Source organism: Paenibacillus illinoisensis NBRC 15959 (assembly GCF_004000925.1).
GTDB lineage: Bacteria > Bacillota > Bacilli > Paenibacillales > Paenibacillaceae > Paenibacillus > Paenibacillus illinoisensis.
The window spans coordinates 1-20467 of record NZ_BIME01000022.1 but is presented as its reverse complement, the minus strand read 5'-3'; the positions used below and the strand labels follow the sequence as shown (position 1 = coordinate 20467).

The following is a 20467-nucleotide window of genomic DNA, read 5'->3' as shown; positions in this document are numbered from 1 at the left end:
TATATTGTGATATTCTAGATAAAAATCGAAGAGGTAGCTGAATATCTATGAAAAAAATAACATTTACTGATTTTTTAATATCTAGAGGGCATATTGGTTTTAATTTTGAAGAAGAGGGAGGGGATGAACAAGATAGTAGTGGTCGTATTTATTTTGAATTGTCTCCTAAGATACGGCCCGATAATAATTTAGTTGCAATGGCTATATCTACTTTATGTGGGAATAAATACAATGAGATAGTAATCAACCTTCCAGTTGGTAAATCAACAGCTAGTTCCATTAGAGATTTCACAAAATCAGATGTGAAAACATTAGATGGTAAAGAATTAAAAAAAAAGAAAAGCAAAAACTTGGTATTGAATTTCAGTGGTGGATTTGATAGTTTGGCTGCTAAATGTTTGATGCCATCTAAGACAAGATTAGTATCTATGGATTTCGGAGGGAAATTTTCAAGAGAAGAGCTATTCTTCAAAAAGTTCAAACCATACACAGTCAAAACTAATCTTGTTGACACTCCTCTACGAAAAAATTCGTGGTCGTTTATGGGAATTGCGTCATTGTTATTTAGTGAATATTTAAACACCGAATATCATGCTTTCGGAAATATATTAGAAGCATCTCCAGGTAATTTTTCTGAAGGTCAATTTAAAAGTAGGGAGTTTGCTGCATATTTTGCAGTAGGAATTAGAAATGCTCCCTATGTACTTGGACTAACAGAAGTGGGGACATTGCTAGTTGTTGCACATTATATGCCTGAATATGTTAATGATTCTTTGGCGTCTTTAGCTAATCCAGGGGAAGAAAAACGTTACAGAAAACAGGTACTTGCGATGATTGCATCTAAAAGGCTTGGTAAAAAAATTGAGATAATGGAACTGGATCCTCCCAAAAAACCGCACTTTAAGTTTGGTCAATATTTTGCATCCGATTTTTTATCGTTCTATATTATTAAATACGCCGGAATAGAAGTCGCTAGTCATACGATTAGTGGAATACCAGATGAAGTAGTTGAAGTGGCTAACAATTTGAAATTAGAATTTTACGAACGACTGAACACAAACTTAATTGTGAATTTCCCACAACACCTTCTTGGGGGGCTATTAAAGAATATTTCAGAGGCAGGAATATTGCCTTATACTGAGGATGATTGGAGAGAGTACACTGAAGTTAAAAGAGTGTTGTCTAAGTATTATGATATATTTTAAACTAAATGGTTTATTTCCCTTAGTAGTTGTGTGAGTAGTTTTCTAGTCCTTTGAATGAGTAGATAGAACTTCATGAGGTAGAGAATAAACATTAGAGGTTAAATGAACCGTTCTATTGCACAAAAGTGCTTATAGAGCGGTTCTTAGCATTTTAATCACAAAGGAATTGTTGAGCTCTCTGTTCCCATAAATTGTATTCCAGGAATTCTCTTATCACATTTTCATTGGGGGCAATTTGCAATGCTCTCCTCAGATTTATTTCAAATTCTTCAAGATTATGAGATACATAAACGTATGGGTACTTTTCAATCTGAGGCATTCTAAATGATACAACTGGTAATCTTAAGGCTAGGTATTCATATACTTTAATGGGATCTACCGCATCGGACAGAGCCGATGTTTTAAAAGGAATGATTGCTGCTTTCCAATTCATAGATATTTGGATTATTTCATCATGATTTTTGAAACCCAGATATTTTACATTATCAGGAAAACTAATATCTTCGGGGAGTGAATGCCCAACTATTTCAAAACTCCAATCTGAATTTCTTTTAGCGAGCTTTAAAAAGGCTTTCCAATCAAACCAAGACTCAGTTAAATGACCAATATATCCAATAATATTGTCTTTTCTGATATTATGTCTACCCTTGATGTCCAATTGATTAAAGCTAGGCGAAAGAGCGTTAGGACTTAGTGTAATTTTCGTTGTAGAGAATGGCTGTAACTTGTTAGCTAAAACTTGGGATACTGCTAATACGCTATGAGCTTCTTTTAGAATTGTATGTTCAATATTTTTATCATACCAGATAGCCTGTCCCACTTTGTGGAATTCTTCCCAATCATCTCTTATATCATAAACAATCCTCCATCCATGTGACTTTAGAGTTGTTAAAATTCTAGCACACGAGGGGTGAGGGAATGAAATGATGAAGATTTTATTTGAATGACTAAGCGGGTATTTGATTATTAGATCCAAATTTTCTATAGTTAAATCAATAGGTGACTGAAATAGCATTGGATTAATTGATGTTGGTAGTTTTTCGTCTTGGTCCCATCGCCAATATGAAAAGAAAACATTATGCCCTTTGTTAAGAAATTCTCTAGTCAGATGTATAGGCCTGTTTCCTTCGAAGTTTTTTATATAGTGGGTCCCTGAAAACATAAAGATAACTGAATCACTAACAGAGTGATCAAAAGATTTTAATGCACTAATAGTGCGTCGTTTGAGCACTTTTTTGCTAATGCGTCTTACAAAAGGAAGTTTAAAGCATAACTTCTTTAGATATCGCATTTTTGTTTTCCAATTTGCTGAAATGAATTTTTTCATATTTCTAGTTAATTTAACTGTCATTATAATTTCTCCTTGTGTAAAATTCATAGAAAAGAGAGGCATAGATGATATATAAGATCAAACATGCCTTTAGGGCATACGGAGCTAAAGGCACATTTAGACGAATTAAAAGTAAGTATATTCATGGAAAAGACAAGATGTTATTCAAAATAATTAAATCTAAAGAATATGATTTTTATAATGAGATACAGCTGAGAAGAATTGATTCTCTGACTATTATTGGAAAGTCTGTTTCCAAATACGAAACAAGTGATTTTCATTTAGCGAGATGTTTAGGAAGAGCACAAGTTATAGTTTTGCTTATAACTGATAATTTTTTTCATAAGGATCTATTCAAAGAGATTATGCCGAATGTTTTCGTAATCCCTAAATTAATACTATACTCAGAAAATTTCTTGAAAGATACGTGTTATAATGTCAGAAAAGTTATATTTACTGACGATACTTTGTTAAAGTTTAGTGAAACTACGTTTTTAAGAGCGAGAGGGTTTTCTTTTTACTATATTGCACTAGAAGAGTACGTGAAAAATAGCATTAGACGAGATATTGCACTTTCTTCTGATATCATTATAACGGATTCGGATATATTTTTTCGAGAATTGCATAAGTTGAGATCAGACATATTTACAATAGATATGATGGCAAACCAAGGTAACTATGAAAGGCTGATTAAGATGATTTATTCAGATATAGAAAACGCATTTTATGCTAACATGTATCGTTTATGAAAAGGAAAATTTTATTTGTGTACAAGTGGGCGACTATGGGCGGAGTAGAGAGAGTTATGCTAAACAGAGCTCTAAAATTATTAGATATGTACAAAGATCTCACTGTTAGTGTTTGTTTTCTTCAAAATGGACCTGGATACGAACAAATTAAAAAAATTATCAATCAGCATTATTATAAAGAAAGATTTGATATTGTTGATCAAATCAATCATAACGAGTATGATCTTTTCTTTGTTATCGATACCCCAGAAGTTATTAGTGATATTAATCCAAAAAAGTTATTTGTTGAATGTCACACTTCTTACAGAAAAAATAGAGAATATTTAAAAGATGTACCATCAAATATTCAAGGCATCATAGCTCCTTCTAACTCTATGGTCCAGACTATAGCCAATGAGGTGTCTACAGAGTTAAAACCTAAAGTCTTCAGATTATCCAATGATATTGGATATAATATAAATGAAATTCATCAATCCCCTATACGCTATACTAGAACACCTGTATTTTATTTGGGTAGACTAGACACTTTGAAAAATGTGGAAGAAGTTATGAGGATCGTTTCTCAATACAACGATGAAGTTCAAGATGATTTAATGATATTTTTTGTAGGAGATATCATAGAGCATGAAATCAATTTTGAAGGATTGTTAAGGAAATATCACCTGATGGAGAAATATGTTTACCTTCCTCAAATTAGCTTCGATAAGACATCTTCTATTATGAAGATGATCAGGGAAAATAAAGGTCTTTTTCTGTCAGCATCTCACTTTGAGAGCTTTGCCTTATCTGCAGCTGAAGCAATGTATTCAGGAATCCCTGTTTTATTATTTTATAATGAAGCCCATGCTCAGTTAGTTCAATTCAATGAGGATTACCTATTCACAAAGGGAGATTATGCTGATATTTTGCAGAAAATTAAAAATATAATCAAATTTTATGAAGTGCATGAGAAGGTTATGTTGCAGTCTATTGAATATTTCAATAATCTGTTTGAAGATGACTGGATGAGTAATATTCATCCTATCCTTTATACTTAGTAGGTGAATATTAGTGAATTTCAGAATTGCCTATATAATGCATGTGGAGTGGAACTGGATTAAACAACGTCCACATTTCTTATATGAGGAACTAACAAGGTATTTTAGCGTAGATTTATTCCCTATACGAAAGCTATACACTGCCAAGAGAGTACACAACAATCGTAATGTTTATCGGGATTCTCAGGTGTTGAACATCAATAAGCTTCCCTATTCAGGTAAGATTAAATCTTTGAGATGGTGTGAGCGATTTATTAACTCAATATCTATTAAGCAACTTTATCATTATGATGTTATATGGATTACTTCACCTTTAATATTGGAGTTCATCCCTACACATCTTATAGAACAAAAAAAAGTTGTTTATGATTGTATGGATGACTTCACGCAATTTTATTGCGAAGATAGCAATTTTAAATACTTTCAGTCATTGGAAAGAGAATTGCTTGAATATTCTGATTTGATTATCGCTTCTTCAAATTATTTAAAGGAAAAGTTGCTACAAAACTATGGCTTGACGAAAAAGGTTTTCGTTATAAATAACGGTATAAGCACCTCTTTAATGAACACCATTCTAATGGAGAAAAAAAGTACTATTAAAACCGATTCTGTTAATCAACATTTCAATATAATCTATTTTGGTACTGTGAGTAATTGGATGGACTTTGATTTAATTTTGCAAGTTCTAAATGAAATTCCTGAAGTGAAAGTAACTATTATAGGTCCAATTGAAGTGAATGTTCCAAATCATCCCCGTTTAGAGTTCTTGGGGCTAATAGAGCATGACCAGCTAAAAGTCCATGCTGATTATGCTGATGCATTTATCATGCCATTTATTTTAAATGATTTAATTAGATCAGTTGATCCTGTGAAAATGTACGAATACATCTTTTTTATGAAACCTATATTAAGCATTAATTATGAAGAAATGATTAAATTTCTCCCATTTGTTCAATTATATGAAACTGTGCATGAGCTCGTTGAAATAATTCGTACTTTAATAAAACAAGAATTAGAATTGATTCCGCAACAAAAAGTTATTCATTTCTTAGAGCAGAACACCTGGGGGAAAAGAGCAAAACAAATCTCAGAATTATTGCATACAAATTTCTTTTGAAGTAAAGAGGGGGTCGCAATGAAAGCCATAATTCTTGCTGGCGGGACAGGATCCCGCCTTTTTCCTTTAACGAAGGTAACTAATAAACACCTGCTTCCTGTAGGCAAGTATCCAATGATCTTCCATTCTGCATATAAATTAAAACAAGCTGGCCTTACCGACATCATGGTGATTACCGGCAAAGAACATATGGGGGACGTCGTAAATCTACTCGGCAGCGGAAGCGATATAGGTGTTTCATTCACTTATCGAGTGCAAGATGAAGCAGGAGGAATAGCTCAAGCACTTGGACTGGCAGAACAATTTACAGGTGATGACCAGATGGTGGTCATCCTGGGTGATAACGTGTTCGAAGACGACATTACAGAGTATGTGTCCAATTTCCGCGAGCAAAAGTCCGGAGCTAAAATATTGATACAAGAAGTCACCGATCCCCAGCGCTTCGGAGTTCCTGAGTTACACGGGGATTGCATCGTATCCATTGAAGAAAAACCACAGAAACCCAAAAGCAAATACGCGGTAACAGGCATATATATGTTTGATAGTGAAGTCTTTAAGATCATCAAGACATTAAAGCCTTCTGCAAGAGGCGAATTGGAGATTACAGACGTAAACAATGCGTACATTGGACGAGGAAATCTTACCTACGATATACTTAAGGGTTGGTGGACAGACGCAGGTACTCACGCGTCATTGGCAAGGGCCAATGAATTGGCGCAGAATATTGTTTTCGGAAACGAGTTCGGGAAGTTAAAGTTATAGAAGAGAAGGGATGCGGAATAATTGAAAATCACTCCTTCCAAGCTGACAGGTGCCTGTTTGATTGAACCGGTGGTTCACGGAGATCACCGGGGTTTTTTTATGGAAAGTTACAATGAGCAGCTTATGAATCAACAAGGAATCAACTACCACTTTATTCAGGATAACCAATCCTTATCTGCTCAGCCTGGTGTGTTGCGCGGATTGCACTACCAACTTAATCCCAAAGCACAAACGAAGTTAATTCGGGTTATTTCGGGTGTGATTTACGACGTTATCGTGGACATTCGTCAAGGATCTCCTACCTTCGGACAGTGGGAGGGTTTCATCTTGAGTGAACATAATCACCGTCAGTTACTGGTACCCAAAGGATTTGCTCATGGCTTTTGTACTCTGGTACCAAACACCCAAGTCTTGTACAAAGTGGACGAATACTATTCCCCGGAGAACGACCGCGGCATATTATGGAGTGACCCGGCTCTTGGAATTGATTGGCCTACATCTAGTCCGACTTTGTCAGATAAGGATCAAAGACATCCTTTACTTCAAGATGCGGAGATCAATTTCAATTTCGAAGTGAAGTAATTAGGAGGTTCCAACACTATGAAACTGCTCGTTACCGGCGGGGCCGGTTTTATTGGAAGTAATTTTGTGATGTATATGCTGGACCAGCATCCTGATTACGAAATCATCAATGTGGATGCGCTGACGTATGCAGGTAACTTGGAAAACTTAAAATCACTTGAAGGCAACGCACGTCATACCTTTGTCAAAGCAGACATTACGGATGCTGCCGAAATGGACCGCTTGATGGGCCAAGGCGTGGACGTTCTTGTTAACTTTGCGGCAGAATCGCACGTGGACCGAAGCATTTTGGAACCAGATGTATTTGTACGGACGAACGTGAACGGTACTCAGGCACTGCTTGAAGCCGCCAAAAAACACAATATCACCAAGTTTGTTCAAGTATCGACGGATGAGGTGTATGGCTCGCTGGGTCCGACAGGTCTATTCACTGAAGAGACTCCATTACAACCCAACAGCCCTTATTCGGCATCCAAGGCAGGTGGAGACCTGTTTGTGCGCGCATATCATGAGACATTTGGTCTGCCGGTGAATATCACACGTTGTTCCAACAACTACGGCCCTTATCAGTTTCCGGAGAAACTGATCCCACTCATGATTTCCCGAGCTCTGGCTGACGAGGCTCTGCCTGTATATGGAGACGGATTAAACATTAGAGATTGGCTCTATGTTGAAGACCACTGCAGCGCCATTGACTTGGTAATTCATCAAGGACGTAACGGTGAAGTATACAACATCGGCGGCAATAATGAACGAACTAACGTGCACATCGTGAAAACCATTTTGGAGCAACTCGGCAAGCCGGAATCCCTAATCAAATACGTGCAAGACCGGCCTGGGCATGACCGCAGATATGGCATTGATCCGGCCAAAACGATGTCTGAACTAGGCTGGAAACCAAAGCATACGTTTGAAACCGGGATCAAGGAGACTATCCAATGGTATCTGGATAACAAAGAATGGTGGACTCGTATTCAGTCTGGAGTCTATCAACAGTACTATGCCAAGCAATATGGTTCTCGATTGGGAGACGCGAAGTAATGAAGGTCTTGGTTACAGGAGCAAACGGACAATTGGGACGGGATGTCGTTCTTCTTTTGGAGAAGGAGGGACATTCTGTTCTTGCTTGTGATCGGGATCGGATGGATATTACGAATCAGGCGCAGTGTAATGAAGTCATCTCCTCTTATCATCCTGAAGTGGTCGTTCATTGTGCAGCTTATACAGCCGTAGATGCAGCTGAGACGGATATCGATGGTGCGTATAAGGTAAATGCGGTAGGAACACGCAATGTTACTGTAGCGGCAGAAAAAGCTGGAGCCAAACTTATCTATATTAGTACGGACTATGTATTTGATGGCAACTCGTTAAATCCCTATCAGGAGTACGATGATACGAACCCGCAAAGTGTGTATGGCAAGTCCAAACGAGCAGGAGAATTACTGGTACAGTCTTTGTCCTCCAAATGGTTTGTTGTGCGTACTTCTTGGGTTTATGGTCTGTATGGGAATAACTTTGTCAAAACGATGCTGAAACTGGGTCAGGAAAAACCAAAGCTACAGGTGGTGCATGACCAAAAGGGGTCACCTACGTATACCGTAGATTTGGCTGGATTCCTGCTGAAGCTTATGCAGACCGAAATGTATGGGATATATCATGCTTCCAACAGTGGTACTTGTACATGGTATGAATTCACGGAAGCTATCTTTGCGGAAGCTCGAAATGTTGGAGGACTTTCCATCCAAGCACAATTGGAGCCTTGTACGACAGAGCAGTTCCCCAGACCTGCTCCAAGGCCGCGTAATTCGGTAATGGATCATCTATCCATTCGGACCAATGGTTTGACGGATCTCCGCCCATGGCGGGAGGGCCTGCGTGAATTTATCAGCTTATTGTCTAAATAGGAACGTCCATAGTAGCACGATGTAACTCTCGCTCTTACTCTTGAGCGGGAGTTTTCGTATATAATGAAGAAAAGTCAGATTTTGAGGTGGCACGTGAATAAATCTAAAGTATGCATAATGCTTTCTACATATAACGGAGTAAAGTACATTGAGGAGCAGATGGAAAGCCTTCTCGCACAACATGAAGTTGACGTGCAGATTAATATTAGGGATGATGGTTCATCTGATGGAACTGTACAAAAATTAAACGAATATGCCAAGTCTCATCCGGACCAAATCCGATTTATTAAAGGTGAAAATTTGGGCGTGATCGGGAGTTTTTTTGAACTGATGTGCCAAACGGAGCCTGTGTATGATTATTACGCATTTTGTGATCAGGATGATGTGTGGAAGCGGGATAAACTTATTAGGGCAGTAACTAAACTACAATTAAATCAATCGAACGTACCACTGATGTATTGTTCTTCTACACAAATGGTAGATCAGGATCTAAACAATTTGAATGTGTGGCCAACCCTCCCTCCTAAACCGCTAAGCATGTATAATGCCATGGTCGAAAACTGCTGTGTGGGCTGCACAATGGTCTTGAATCCAATCGCTTTTCAGCAAGTTAGGATGAACATTCCTTCCGATCTAACTCAGGTTATTATGCATGATTGGTGGATTTATCTGTATGTTAGTGCATTTGGGGAAGTTATCTTTGATGAAGAGCCGACGATTTTGTATCGACAACATCAAAACAATGTATTGGGCGGGAGTAGCGAAGGTTGGATCGTGAAATGGAAAAATAGATGGAATCGTTTCGTGAATGGCAAGAATCATTTTATCTTAAGCAAACAAGCAAAGATGTTCTTACAACTCCATAAAGATCAATTATCTGCTCAACAACAAAAGGACATACAGTGCTTTTTAAACCAACTGGACAGCTCTTGGATAAAACGTATTAAATATGCGTCGATAATGCCTTTTTACCGTCATGCTTCTCTTGATAACCTTGTTCTTAAGCTCATATACGTCTTGAAAAAGATATAAGTTGTAGATTGGCTATGCCTTCCACACCATCACCCATAATATGCTATACTTTCAATAGATAAACACAGCATTACAAAGTCAGGAGTTTTACAAAATGGTTGAAACAGCAGATGTTCCCTTACGAGGGGGATTGGAAAATAATAATAACTATGATTCAGATGTCAGCATCATCATCGTAAACTACAATACACGCCAACTGACACTGGATTGTCTGGCATCAGTATATAAATCCATTACTTCCTATCAATATGAGCTAATTGTTGTTGACAATGCATCTCATGATGGAACCGTAGAAGCCATCCGTGACGCATATCCAGAGGTTCGGTTAATTGCTAATCGTGACAATACGGGTTTCGCCGTTGCCAACAACCAAGGCATGGAAATCGCAAAGGGACGCTATATACTACTGCTCAATTCGGATACGGTCGTACAGAAGGATACTTTGGATATCATGATTGAATTCATGGACAGTCATCCAGAGATGGGGGCATCCGGTTGTAAGGTGATCCTTCCTGATGGCTCCCTGGATAAAGCGTGCAAAAGGGGATTTCCCACGCCATCGGCATCATTTTATTATGCATTCGGTATCTCACGTATGTTCCCAGAACGTCCAAAGTTTAACCAGTACCAATTGGGACATCTCAGTCCTGATGACGAGTATCCGGTAGACTGTCTTGTCGGTGCGTTCATGCTCGTGCGGCGTGAAACCATCGACCAAGTGGGCGGCTTGGATGAAACCTTCTTCATGTACGGTGAAGATATCGACTGGTGTTATCGCATCAAAGAAGCAGGCTGGGGCATTTATTATTACCCAGGTACATATATTGTGCATTACAAAGGTGCGAGTGCCCGACGTAAACCTATGAAAATTATTTATGAGTTTCATAGAGCTATGTGGGTTTTCCACCGTAAACATTATGCCAAGCGCTATGGCATTTTGATCAACACAGCCGTATGGTTCGGTATCTCATTAAAATTCTCATTGTCTCTGATCCGCAATAAGCTGATTAGACCGGCTCCGCAAAAAGAATTAGCATCCGGTCATGCGGAAGTTCGTGAGACATCTTCCGAGGTGAAAGCATGATTCGTCGTAATCAGCAATTCCTGACTCAACTGTACATTGCGGCTGATTTCATGGTGATACAGTTTTCCTTCTTAATGGCTTGGTGGATTAAGTTTGAAAGTGACCTGCTTATCAACCATGGTTCGTTGCCAATTGAGAAGTACTTTGCGTGGAGCTTAGTTTACGGGGGGCTTTCCGTCTTTGCGGGTGTGATGTCTTCCCTTTATATGCCTAAACGGAAAAAACGTTTTGTAGATGAATTCATGAAACTGATTCAGGTCCATGGGATCGCCTTCTTTATGCTGATGAGCTTGATGTTCTTCTTCAAGGAAGTTGATATTTCTCGTGCATATCTGGCCATGTACATGATTGGTAACGTTGCTTTTACCCTGATCTACCGATACATCGTCAAACTTCAACTGAGAAGACTACGCAAAAAGGGCTTCAACCGTCAATTCGTATTGATCCTTGGAGCAGGTTCTCTAGGAAAACGGTTCTATGATAACCTCCGTAGCTATCCTGATCTCGGGTACGAGGTATATGGTTTTCTCGATGATTATCGTCGCTGGGATCATGAGGAGCAGCAGCGCTACAATCCGATCAGGGGAAGAATTGACCAATTGGAAGAAATCCTGTCGACTCGTATGATCGACGAGGTGATTCTTGCACTTCCTTTGGATGCTCACGATAAGTATCCACATATCATTGAGGTATGCGAGAAGGCCGGCGTACGGACACTGATCATTCCAGACTTCTTTGATTATCTTCCGGCACGTCCGCATTTCGACAACTTCGCCGGCATGCCGATGATTAACGTGCGTGATATCCCACTGGATATGGCTGTAAACCGATTGATGAAGCGTGCGTTCGACATTCTGTTCTCTCTCGTCGCTATCATCCTGACTTCCCCGGTAATGGTTATCGTTGCATTGGGTGTACGATTGACGTCGCCTGGACCGATCATCTTCAAACAGGAACGTGTTGGGCTCAACCGACGCAACTTCATGATGTTTAAATTCCGCTCCATGAAAGTCATTCCTGAAGGTGTAGTTGATACAGGTTGGTCCACGAAGGATGATCCGCGTCGAACAGCATTCGGTACATTTATTAGACGCACCAGCCTGGATGAACTGCCTCAATTTTTTAACGTGCTGCTGGGTCATATGAGTGTGGTTGGCCCAAGGCCGGAACGTCCGTACTACGTGAATCAATTCCGGGATGAAATTCCGAAGTATATGATTAAACATCATGTCCGCCCAGGAATTACGGGATTGGCGCAGAGTAAAGGTTTAAGAGGCGATACGTCCATCGAGGATCGGATCGAACAGGACATCTTTTATATTGAAAACTGGTCTTTATTATTCGATATCAAAATCATATGGGAAACCATTCGAAACGGTCTCAAGAATGCGTATTAGATCCAACAAACTAAACCGTACCACCATTTAACAGCTGCCTCCGGGCGGCTTTTTTGTTTTACCCCTCACCAATTCGGGTAGTTAGCTATCAAAAAGGAAAACCCGTACATACGCTGTCATATCTAATTAGCTATACATTTCCTCCCCCTAATATCACTCCTAAAGGATGTGAACATCATATGAAACGAATCGCTGCCGTCATTACACTACTGATCGTTACCGTGGGTACCCTCTTTTTTGCCTATGAGAGTCAGAGTGAGGAACAGCGGGATGGATTTACGGCCTATCGACTGATTGCTCACGCCATGGGTAGTATCCGTGATCAGCCTTATACCAACGCTTATGAAGCGATGATCGCCAATTATGAGAAAGGCACAAGAGTGTTTGAGATCGACTTCATGCTCACCTCAGATCGTGTAGCCGTAGCCAGACATGAATGGACTGCCAATATGAGCAAACTGCTGGGACAGGAAGAGGAGCTTCCTGAAGACAAACAGGCTGGGGCACTTACGCATGATGAATTTATGAACACCCCAATTTTGGGCATCTACCAACCCATGGATGCTGAGGGCATCATTAATGTGCTGTCGCAATATCCCGATATGTATATCGTAACGGATACCAAGGAGCAGAAAAATGAGGATATTCAGCAGGTGCTATCTTCTCTCGTCAATGCTGCCAAAAAGAAAGACCCATCTGTAATGGATCGCATCGTCGTGCAGATTTATAATGAGCCCATGCTGGAAACCGTGAAAGAAATCTATGCGTTCCCGTCCATTATCTATACCCTCTATGCAACGCAGGATACTGAAGCGCAGGTCGTTGATTTTGTGGAAAAGAATGATATTGACGCCGTAACCATGCCGGAATATAAAGTGAATCAGAACTTCGTCGCCAAGCTGAAGAAGGCAGGCGCTGTTACTTATGTGCATACCATCAATGACACCGACCAGGTGGCCAACTATGAAAAGTGGGGCGTATATGGCGTCTATTCAGATGTGTTGACGGAAGAAGAACTGGATCAGATGAATACTCGTTTTGCCTGGAAGCCGTAATATCTGTATGCTGCAAATCAACACTTACACTGCATTTACTATGCATGCCACATAGCCGTCTAAGTAATACTCATGGCACAAAGTACACCCAAGCCTAACCTAAACCTAAAGCTGCACGTTTCATTCCAATCACCTCAGAAAAGTAGCCCTTCATTATTACTCGAGATTACTTGAGTATTGTTTGATTAATAGCGAGATAACATCCTTCCCTCCTAAAATCACAGACTGATTCCTGCACTTTACAGGGAAAAGTCTGTGATTTTTTGTTCCCCTTTTTATACGAACATTGACACTCACTGTCTACTGACTTAGACTTAGTTTACAAGCTTTTTAGGATGCAGAAGAACCTCTGGAGGAATGTTCGTTGATAGACATGATTAAGCAGTGGAGACACGTATTTAAGCTCGACCCGGACCGGGAAATCACGGATGAAGCACTCGATCTGGTATGTATGTCGGGAACCGATGCTATTATCGTTGGGGGCTCTTCGGGAATCACCTACGACAACACAGTAGACCTGATGTCCCGCGTGCGTCGCTACGAGCTGCCCTGTGTGCTGGAAGTATCCGATCTGGAGGCGGTTGTCCCTGGTTTTGACGGATATCTGATCCCGATGGTGCTGAATGCCACGGATAGCAAATGGATGATTGGGCACCACCAACAGGCCATCGAACGTTTTGGTTACCTTATTCCGTGGGACCTGTTGATTGCCGAAGGGTATATTGTGCTTAATGCCGACTCCACCGTAGCGCATTTGACCGGAGCAGATACAGAGCTGACAACTGGTGCGGCGGTGGCGTATGCCCAAGCTGCAGAGCGGCTGCTCAATCTTCCTATTGTATATATGGAGTATAGCGGTACGTTTGGAGACATGGAGCTGGTTGGTGAGACACATAGACAACTGGATCGCGCACATCTCATTTACGGCGGGGGAATCGACAATTCCGAGAAAGCAGCACAAGCTTCCAAAGTTGCCGACACCGTCGTCGTGGGTAACATTGTGTACAGCGATTTGAAGAAGGCACTTGAGACGGTACAAGCTGTAAAAGGAACCGTTTAATCGGTTTAGTTTACCATTCCCCCAATTTCCCCTTGCGATCTGTTAAAATAGAACTTTGCCCTACTAATATAAAATTTATATTAAGCACAATTACGTTTACACAACAACGGAGAGGGCAGAACCAATCTGAAGAAACGAAGTGTTCGTGTTTATCACAGGATTTTCCCTTTGAAGAAGGGAATCAAAAAAATCCGGGGATAACAACGATCGGAAGATGGTACTGCCATCGGAGTGACCAGTGTAACCTCTGATTTTGCTTAATCGATCAACCAACGAAAGGAGCATGCATGCATGCAACCTGTAAATATACATGATGCCGTGGCACGGCTTAACACCCCTCAGCGGCAAGCCGTCGAGGCAACCGATGGACCGTTACTGATTATGGCCGGAGCGGGCAGTGGTAAGACCCGGGTGCTGACACACCGGATTGCTTACCTTATCGCAACACGCAAAACACCTCCATGGGGCATTTTGGCGATTACGTTTACTAACAAAGCTGCTCGTGAGATGCAGGACCGGGTATCACAGCTCGTTGGCGGCTCCCAAGGCCGCGACATTTGGGTATCCACGTTCCACTCCATGTGTGTGCGCATCCTGCGACGTGACATTGAACGTATCGGTTTTACTTCGAACTTCAGTATCTTGGACTCATCCGACCAGTTATCCGTTATTCGCAGCTGTATGAAAGACCAGAATATCGACACCAAGAAATTCGAACCCAAAGCTGTTCAGGCCATGATGAGTACCGCGAAAAATGAACTGATCGGTCCTGACCAGTATGAGAAGCAGGCTGGCGACTATTTTGAAGGCATTGTGGCGAAGGTATATAAAATGTACCAGAAACGTCTGAGAGCCAACAATTCGCTCGACTTCGACGATCTCATTATGGCAACCATTCAACTGTTCAAAGAAGTGCCTGAAGTCCTCGACTTTTACCAAAAGAAATTCCAATACATCCACGTCGATGAGTATCAGGATACGAACCGTGCGCAGTATATGCTGTGCCGCATGCTGGCTGACAGTCATCACCGGATATGCGTCGTAGGGGATAGTGACCAATCGATCTATCGCTGGCGTGGAGCGGATATCAGCAATATCCTGAACTTTGAGAAAGACTATCCAGAGGCACAGACCATTATGCTGGAGCAGAATTACCGTTCAACTTCAACCATCTTGAATGCAGCGAATGAGGTTATTGGCCTGAACTCCGGACGTAAGCCGAAGAAGCTGTGGACGGACAAGGAAGGCGGTTCGAAGATCAAGGTATACCGTGCGGACTCCGAGCATGATGAGGGGTATTTTGTTACTTCTGAGATTAGTAAAAATGTGAAGAACGGCAAATCCTATCAAAACCATGCCATTTTGTACCGTACGAACGCCCAGTCCCGGGTTATAGAGGAAATTCTGATCAAGTCTGATATTCCGTATCAGATTGTCGGCGGCATCAAGTTCTATGATCGTAAAGAGATCAAGGACATTCTGGCGTATCTGCGCCTGCTCTCCAACCCTGACGACGATATCAGCCTCACCCGGATAATTAATGTGCCTAAACGCAGCATTGGTGATACAACCGTGGCGAAGCTGGCAGCTGCAGCAGGAGAACGTGGAGTTTCCATATTCCGTGTGCTTCAGGTTGTGGATGATCTCGGCTTTGCGGGCCGCACGCGGAACGCGCTGGTGGAGTTCTACGACATGATTGCTGCACTGCATCAGATGGTAGAGTACCTGTCTGTAACAGAGCTGACCGAGAAGATTCTGGAGATGAGTCAGTATCGGCTTGAGATGCAAAATGAAAATACACTCGAATCCCGCGCACGTCTGGAAAACATTGAAGAGTTCCTTTCCGTGACCATGGAATTTGAGAAAAATAATGAAGACAAAACGCTCGTCTCGTTCCTCACCGATCTGGCACTCATTGCAGATATCGACAGCATGAACGATGATGAAGAGGATCAGAGTGACGCGGTTACCCTGATGACGATGCACAGTGCCAAAGGTCTGGAATTCCCTGTCGTATTCATCGTGGGTATGGAGGAAGGCGTCTTCCCGCACAGCCGGGCCTTTATGGATAATGAAGAGCTGGAGGAAGAACGCAGACTTGCTTATGTGGGGATTACTCGTGCAGAAGAACAGCTTTTCCTGTCTTGTGCCCAGATGCGTACCTTATTTGGACGAACTACGGCGAACCCGCCTTCACGCTTTCTGGATGAAATTCCGGATGAGCTCAAAGAGGATACATCCATTGCCCGTGACCGTTACCGTCGTGGTGCCAATGCAGGAGGATCCTATGGCGGACGTGGACTTGGCTCCAGTGGAGGAAGTAACTTTGGTGGTGGAAGTGCGGCCAAGCTCTTTGAACAACAGAGCAGAAGTGGCTCCTCGGCTACTTCGTCCACGCCAACTTCCCGTGTGACCACAAGTACCTCGCGTCCAACATATGCTACGCCAACATCTGCTTCCAAGCCCGCAGCTTCGAATAGTGAAGCAGGCTTCAAAGCCGGAGATAAAGTGCAGCATGGCAAATGGGGTACGGGTACTATTGTAGCGGTAAAAGGTACCGGCAATGACACGGAACTGCAAATTGCCTTCCCGGCTCCGGTAGGTGTGAAGCGCCTGCTCGCCGGTTTTGCTCCAATTACCAAAGTAGAATAGATTAAGAACGAAACTTTAATATTGCACAATAACGAAGAGGGCAGAAAATCTGTAGAAGCAATGCGTTCGCCTTTGTCACGGGATTTCAACCTTAATGAATATGACAAGAAATTCAGTGACAACAGCGATCGGAGGATTATTCTGCCTGCGGAGTTCAAGTGCAATTTGAGTGTTCGTTCTACATAGATTAAATTAACGGAGGGATGGCCCTGTATGGACCCGATGCACCGGATGGAGCAACTCGTTACGGAGCTGAACCAGCATAATTATCAGTACTACACGATGGATCAGCCGCAGATCAGTGACAAGGAATATGATCTCCTGTATGACGAACTGGTTACCCTGGAACAGGAGAGCGGGATGGTTTTGCCTGATTCTCCAACCCAGCGTGTCGGTGGCGAACTGCTGAAGGGGTTTACCCCGCATCGCCATCTGTCTCCATTGTGGAGCTTGGACAAAGCCCAAAACATCGAGCAGCTGCGGAGCTGGAATACTCGTGTACTGAAGCTCGTGAATGACTACAACAGCAAAAATCCAGGCAACCCTTTACCGGAACCCGGCTACGTTATTGAGTTGAAGTTTGATGGGCTCACCCTGAACCTGACATACACCAATGGTGAATTGGTACAGGCTTCTACACGCGGGAACGGAACGGTTGGCGAAGGGATTTTGGCTCAGGTTAGAACGATCAAATCCGTCCCGCTCCGAATTCCGTATACTGACGGTACGATTGAAGTACAAGGCGAAGGCATCATGAATCTGTCCGTCCTGAACCGGTACAATGAAACGGCAGCGGAGCCGCTCAAAAACGCCCGTAACGCAGCAGCCGGAGCGCTGCGCAACCTGAATCCGAAGACGACGGCCGAGCGCAGGCTCAATGCCTATTTTTACAATGTAGGGTACTCGGACGACATTCAATTTGCCAATCATCAAGAGATGATGGATTTTCTGCGTGAGAACCGTTTCAAAGTTAATCCATCGATTACGTACTTCCATGAATTTGATGATGTGATGGAACAGCTTGCCGCCATTCAGGAGAATCGGGGTCAGCTGGACTACCTAATTGATGGTGCCGTTATCAAAATCACCGACATGCGCACACGTGAAGTGCTGGGTTATACGGACAAGTTCCCACGCTGGGCTGTAGCCTACAAGTTCGAAGCAGAAGAGACCACAACTGTCCTCAAATCCGTTGATTGGAATGTGGGCCGTACCGGCAAAGTAACTCCGCTCGCACGTGTAGAACCGGTCGAACTGGCGGGAGTAACGGTTTCGAACTGTACATTGAACAATGTGGGCGATATTGAGCGTAAAAATCTGAAATTTGCCTTGGGCACACGTGTCTTTATCCGCCGCTCCAATGACGTCATTCCTGAAATCCTGGGTAAAGTGACGGAAGAGAGCGATGGCGAGGAGATTATATATCCTGAGCAGTGTCCGGCTTGCGGATTCCCACTTGAGCAGCGCGGAGCGCATCTGTTCTGTAATAACAAATTGGCTTGTAAACCACAGACCGTGGCCCGAATCTCCCATTTTGCTTCCCGTGATGCGATGGACATTGAGACATTCAGTGAGAAGACAGCGATTCAGCTGTATGATGAGCTCAGTGTGCGTGAGCCTGCTGATCTGTATACATTGCAATTTGATGATCTGGTGAAGCTGGAGCGGTTTGGTGAAAAGAAAGCGAGCAACCTTCTCGCTGCGCTGGAGCATAGTAAGGATCGTGACCTTGCTTCGTTCCTGTACGCGCTGGGCATTCCGAATACAGGGAAATCAACGACACGTATGCTGGCCGACCATTATCGTGATCTGCATGCTATTATGAATGCAACCGTGGAGGAACTTGTTGAACTTCCAGACGTAGGCGGCATTGTAGCAGAGAGTATTGTAACGTTCTTCGCAGATCCGTTTACCCAGGCTGCCATCGAGAAAATGCTGGACTTGGGCGTAAAAGCAAAGGCACCTGAGGCACCAGCAGTGATAGTCGAAGACTCCTTCTTTAGCGGTAAAACGGTCGTGCTGACCGGAACGCTACATCAACTGACACGTGACGAGGCAACGCAAAGACTGGAAGCGCTCGGAGCGAAAGTGACAGGCAGTGTTTCGAAAAAGACCGACCTTGTCATTGCAGGAGAGAAGGCGGGCAGCAAACTAGCCAAAGCGCATGATCTGGGCATCCCAACCATTGAGGATGAGGATGAACTCGTTCGTCTTTTGAATCAGCAAGGCTAACCTATAACCTTGGAAATGAAGAAACCCCCGATTAGCCACATTAGGTGGATCGGGGGTTTTTGCTATGCATCTGTACGATGTTTTTTCATTCATAGACTCCACATGGGGTGGAGGTCAAACGTTAGGAACTGATATTGGGAATGCGCTGAGCTGCGCCTGTAAGCCATGCATCCTTGTCATATCCCCTTTCTTCCCAATAACCGATATGTTCGCTGTCGATAAGCTCAATGCGATTCAACCATTTTACTGACTTATAGGCATACATCTGGGGAATGACAAGTCGTACCGGACCCCCGAGATCTGCCGGGATGGGTTTGCCATCATGCATGACAGCGACAATAATATCATCCATCTGTGCTTGATCCATCGTAATGGCATCCGTATATACCCCATCTCCAGAGTAAAATTTGACACTGTGTGCTCCGGGCTTAACTCCGGCTTGGGTCAGCAGCTGTTTAAGAGAAATGCCTTCCCAGGTGTTTTTGTATACGGACCAACCAGTTACACAATGGAAATCACTGACCTGTACGGTGCGAGTGAGTTTAACGAACTGTTCCCAATTCCATAATTGTGCCCGTTCGACAAGCCCATCGATCCGGAATGACCAATTCTCATTCGAAAAGGAAGGGATGGGCGTAACCGTGTATACTCGGAAATGACCTTCAGCTCCTCCTCCAATGGGAGGGGAAGAGGCAGCCGCAGGTTGCGGCAACGGACTCATCCGATTGGGGTCTTTCTCCAGCATACTGTCGATGCTGTTATCGATACTGAGATTGCGTCCAACCCAGGAGACAAAGGTAGGGCCGAGTGTAACGGCTAGCCCCACACCTACAGCAGACCGAATAAACGCACGCCGTGTATACACGGGTTCGGGTTTCTGGGGTTGGTCAGGTGATTTTGTCGCAGCAGCACGATCCGATCTAGGAGTTGAAATTGCAGCAGCAGCAGTGTTTTCTCCAGATGTACCCAAGGAATCGGCTGTGCCGCTGAAGTCTTTCGTCGATGTGGCAGCACTCACCGTGCGGCGTGTCGAATCTTTCAACCATTTGGTACGGGTAATGGAGTGGTAGATAATATAAGGCAGACCCACCCAGGTCAACAAATCATGAGTCAAAAGTGCGGCATTTGACCATCTCGGTCCTGCTAGTTTAAATTGCCACAATACAATGCCTGAGATTAACCAGCCAACCAGCAGAACAAGCACGATGATCGTATTCACTTTTTGCCAAGGTCTGTTCCGGAGCTGTTTCCAGTGTTTACTCGCTAGTA

At 42.8% G+C, this 20467-nt stretch carries 17 protein-coding genes; 15 read left to right on the top strand and 2 right to left on the bottom strand.

Annotated elements, in window-relative coordinates; genetic code table 11:
• The first annotated feature begins 47 nt into the window (after window positions 1-47).
• Window positions 48-1205, top strand: a complete 1158-nt coding sequence (locus tag PIL01S_RS28740; RefSeq protein WP_127541194.1) for a hypothetical protein — start codon at window positions 48-50, stop codon at window positions 1203-1205.
• Window positions 1206-1356: 151 nt separating this feature from the next.
• On the opposite strand, the gene PIL01S_RS28735 is transcribed toward PIL01S_RS28740, so the two are convergent.
• Window positions 1357-2556: a glycosyltransferase family protein gene (locus PIL01S_RS28735; protein WP_127541192.1), complete on the bottom strand. Its 1200-nt coding sequence runs from the start codon at window positions 2554-2556 to the stop codon at window positions 1357-1359.
• 44 nt (window positions 2557-2600) lie between these two features.
• Between PIL01S_RS28735 and PIL01S_RS28730 the strand changes: the two genes are divergently transcribed.
• The 14 genes from PIL01S_RS28730 (at window position 2601) to ligA (ending at window position 19198) form a co-directional block, all read left to right on the top strand.
• Window positions 2601-3284, top strand: coding sequence for a hypothetical protein (locus PIL01S_RS28730; protein WP_127541190.1), 684 nt, complete (start codon window positions 2601-2603; stop codon window positions 3282-3284).
• A gap of 35 nt (window positions 3285-3319) precedes the next feature.
• On the top strand, window positions 3320-4321 hold the full coding sequence (locus PIL01S_RS28725; protein ID WP_164764371.1) for a glycosyltransferase: 1002 nt from the start codon (window positions 3320-3322) through the stop codon (window positions 4319-4321).
• A gap of 13 nt (window positions 4322-4334) precedes the next feature.
• The gene (locus tag PIL01S_RS28720; RefSeq protein WP_127541186.1) at window positions 4335-5438 is read left to right on the top strand and encodes a glycosyltransferase; all 1104 of its coding nucleotides are present in this window, start codon (window positions 4335-4337) and stop codon (window positions 5436-5438) included.
• Between the two features lie 18 nt (window positions 5439-5456).
• Window positions 5457-6200 (top strand): sugar phosphate nucleotidyltransferase, encoded by a 744-nt coding sequence (locus PIL01S_RS28715; protein WP_127541184.1) that lies wholly within the window; start codon window positions 5457-5459, stop codon window positions 6198-6200.
• 21 nt (window positions 6201-6221) lie between these two features.
• Complete coding sequence (rfbC, locus tag PIL01S_RS28710) at window positions 6222-6782, top strand: dTDP-4-dehydrorhamnose 3,5-epimerase (RefSeq protein ID WP_127541182.1); 561 nt, start codon at window positions 6222-6224, stop codon at window positions 6780-6782.
• Window positions 6783-6800: 18 nt separating this feature from the next.
• Window positions 6801-7823, top strand: coding sequence for a dTDP-glucose 4,6-dehydratase (rfbB, locus tag PIL01S_RS28705; RefSeq protein WP_127541180.1), 1023 nt, complete (start codon window positions 6801-6803; stop codon window positions 7821-7823).
• Window positions 7823-8686, top strand: coding sequence for a dTDP-4-dehydrorhamnose reductase (gene rfbD, locus PIL01S_RS28700; RefSeq protein ID WP_127541178.1), 864 nt, complete (start codon window positions 7823-7825; stop codon window positions 8684-8686). The genes rfbB and rfbD overlap by 1 nt, the downstream gene beginning before the upstream one ends.
• Window positions 8687-8749: 63 nt before the next feature.
• Window positions 8750-9718 (top strand): glycosyltransferase family 2 protein, encoded by a 969-nt coding sequence (locus PIL01S_RS28695; RefSeq protein WP_246058584.1) that lies wholly within the window; start codon window positions 8750-8752, stop codon window positions 9716-9718.
• Window positions 9719-9812: 94 nt separating this feature from the next.
• Window positions 9813-10802: a glycosyltransferase family 2 protein gene (locus tag PIL01S_RS28690; protein WP_127541175.1), complete on the top strand. Its 990-nt coding sequence runs from the start codon at window positions 9813-9815 to the stop codon at window positions 10800-10802.
• Window positions 10799-12199, top strand: coding sequence for an undecaprenyl-phosphate glucose phosphotransferase (locus tag PIL01S_RS28685; protein ID WP_127541173.1), 1401 nt, complete (start codon window positions 10799-10801; stop codon window positions 12197-12199). Before PIL01S_RS28690 ends, PIL01S_RS28685 begins: the two co-directional genes overlap by 4 nt.
• Before the next feature lie 179 nt (window positions 12200-12378).
• Window positions 12379-13254, top strand: a complete 876-nt coding sequence (locus tag PIL01S_RS28680; RefSeq protein ID WP_127541171.1) for a phosphatidylinositol-specific phospholipase C/glycerophosphodiester phosphodiesterase family protein — start codon at window positions 12379-12381, stop codon at window positions 13252-13254.
• A 364-nt stretch (window positions 13255-13618) separates the two neighbouring features.
• Entirely contained in the window at window positions 13619-14314 is a 696-nt protein-coding gene (gene pcrB / locus PIL01S_RS28675; protein ID WP_127541169.1) for a heptaprenylglyceryl phosphate synthase, read from the top strand.
• A 291-nt stretch (window positions 14315-14605) separates the two neighbouring features.
• Entirely contained in the window at window positions 14606-16966 is a 2361-nt protein-coding gene (gene pcrA / locus PIL01S_RS28670; RefSeq protein WP_127541167.1) for a DNA helicase PcrA, read from the top strand.
• A gap of 213 nt (window positions 16967-17179) precedes the next feature.
• A complete protein-coding gene (gene ligA / locus PIL01S_RS28665; RefSeq protein ID WP_127541165.1) occupies window positions 17180-19198 on the top strand; it encodes an NAD-dependent DNA ligase LigA in 2019 nt (672 codons plus the stop codon).
• 121 nt (window positions 19199-19319) lie between these two features.
• Here the strand turns inward: ligA and PIL01S_RS28660 are convergent.
• On the bottom strand, window positions 19320-20467 hold a 1148-nt coding region (locus PIL01S_RS28660; protein WP_127541163.1), incomplete at its 5' end, for a molybdopterin-dependent oxidoreductase.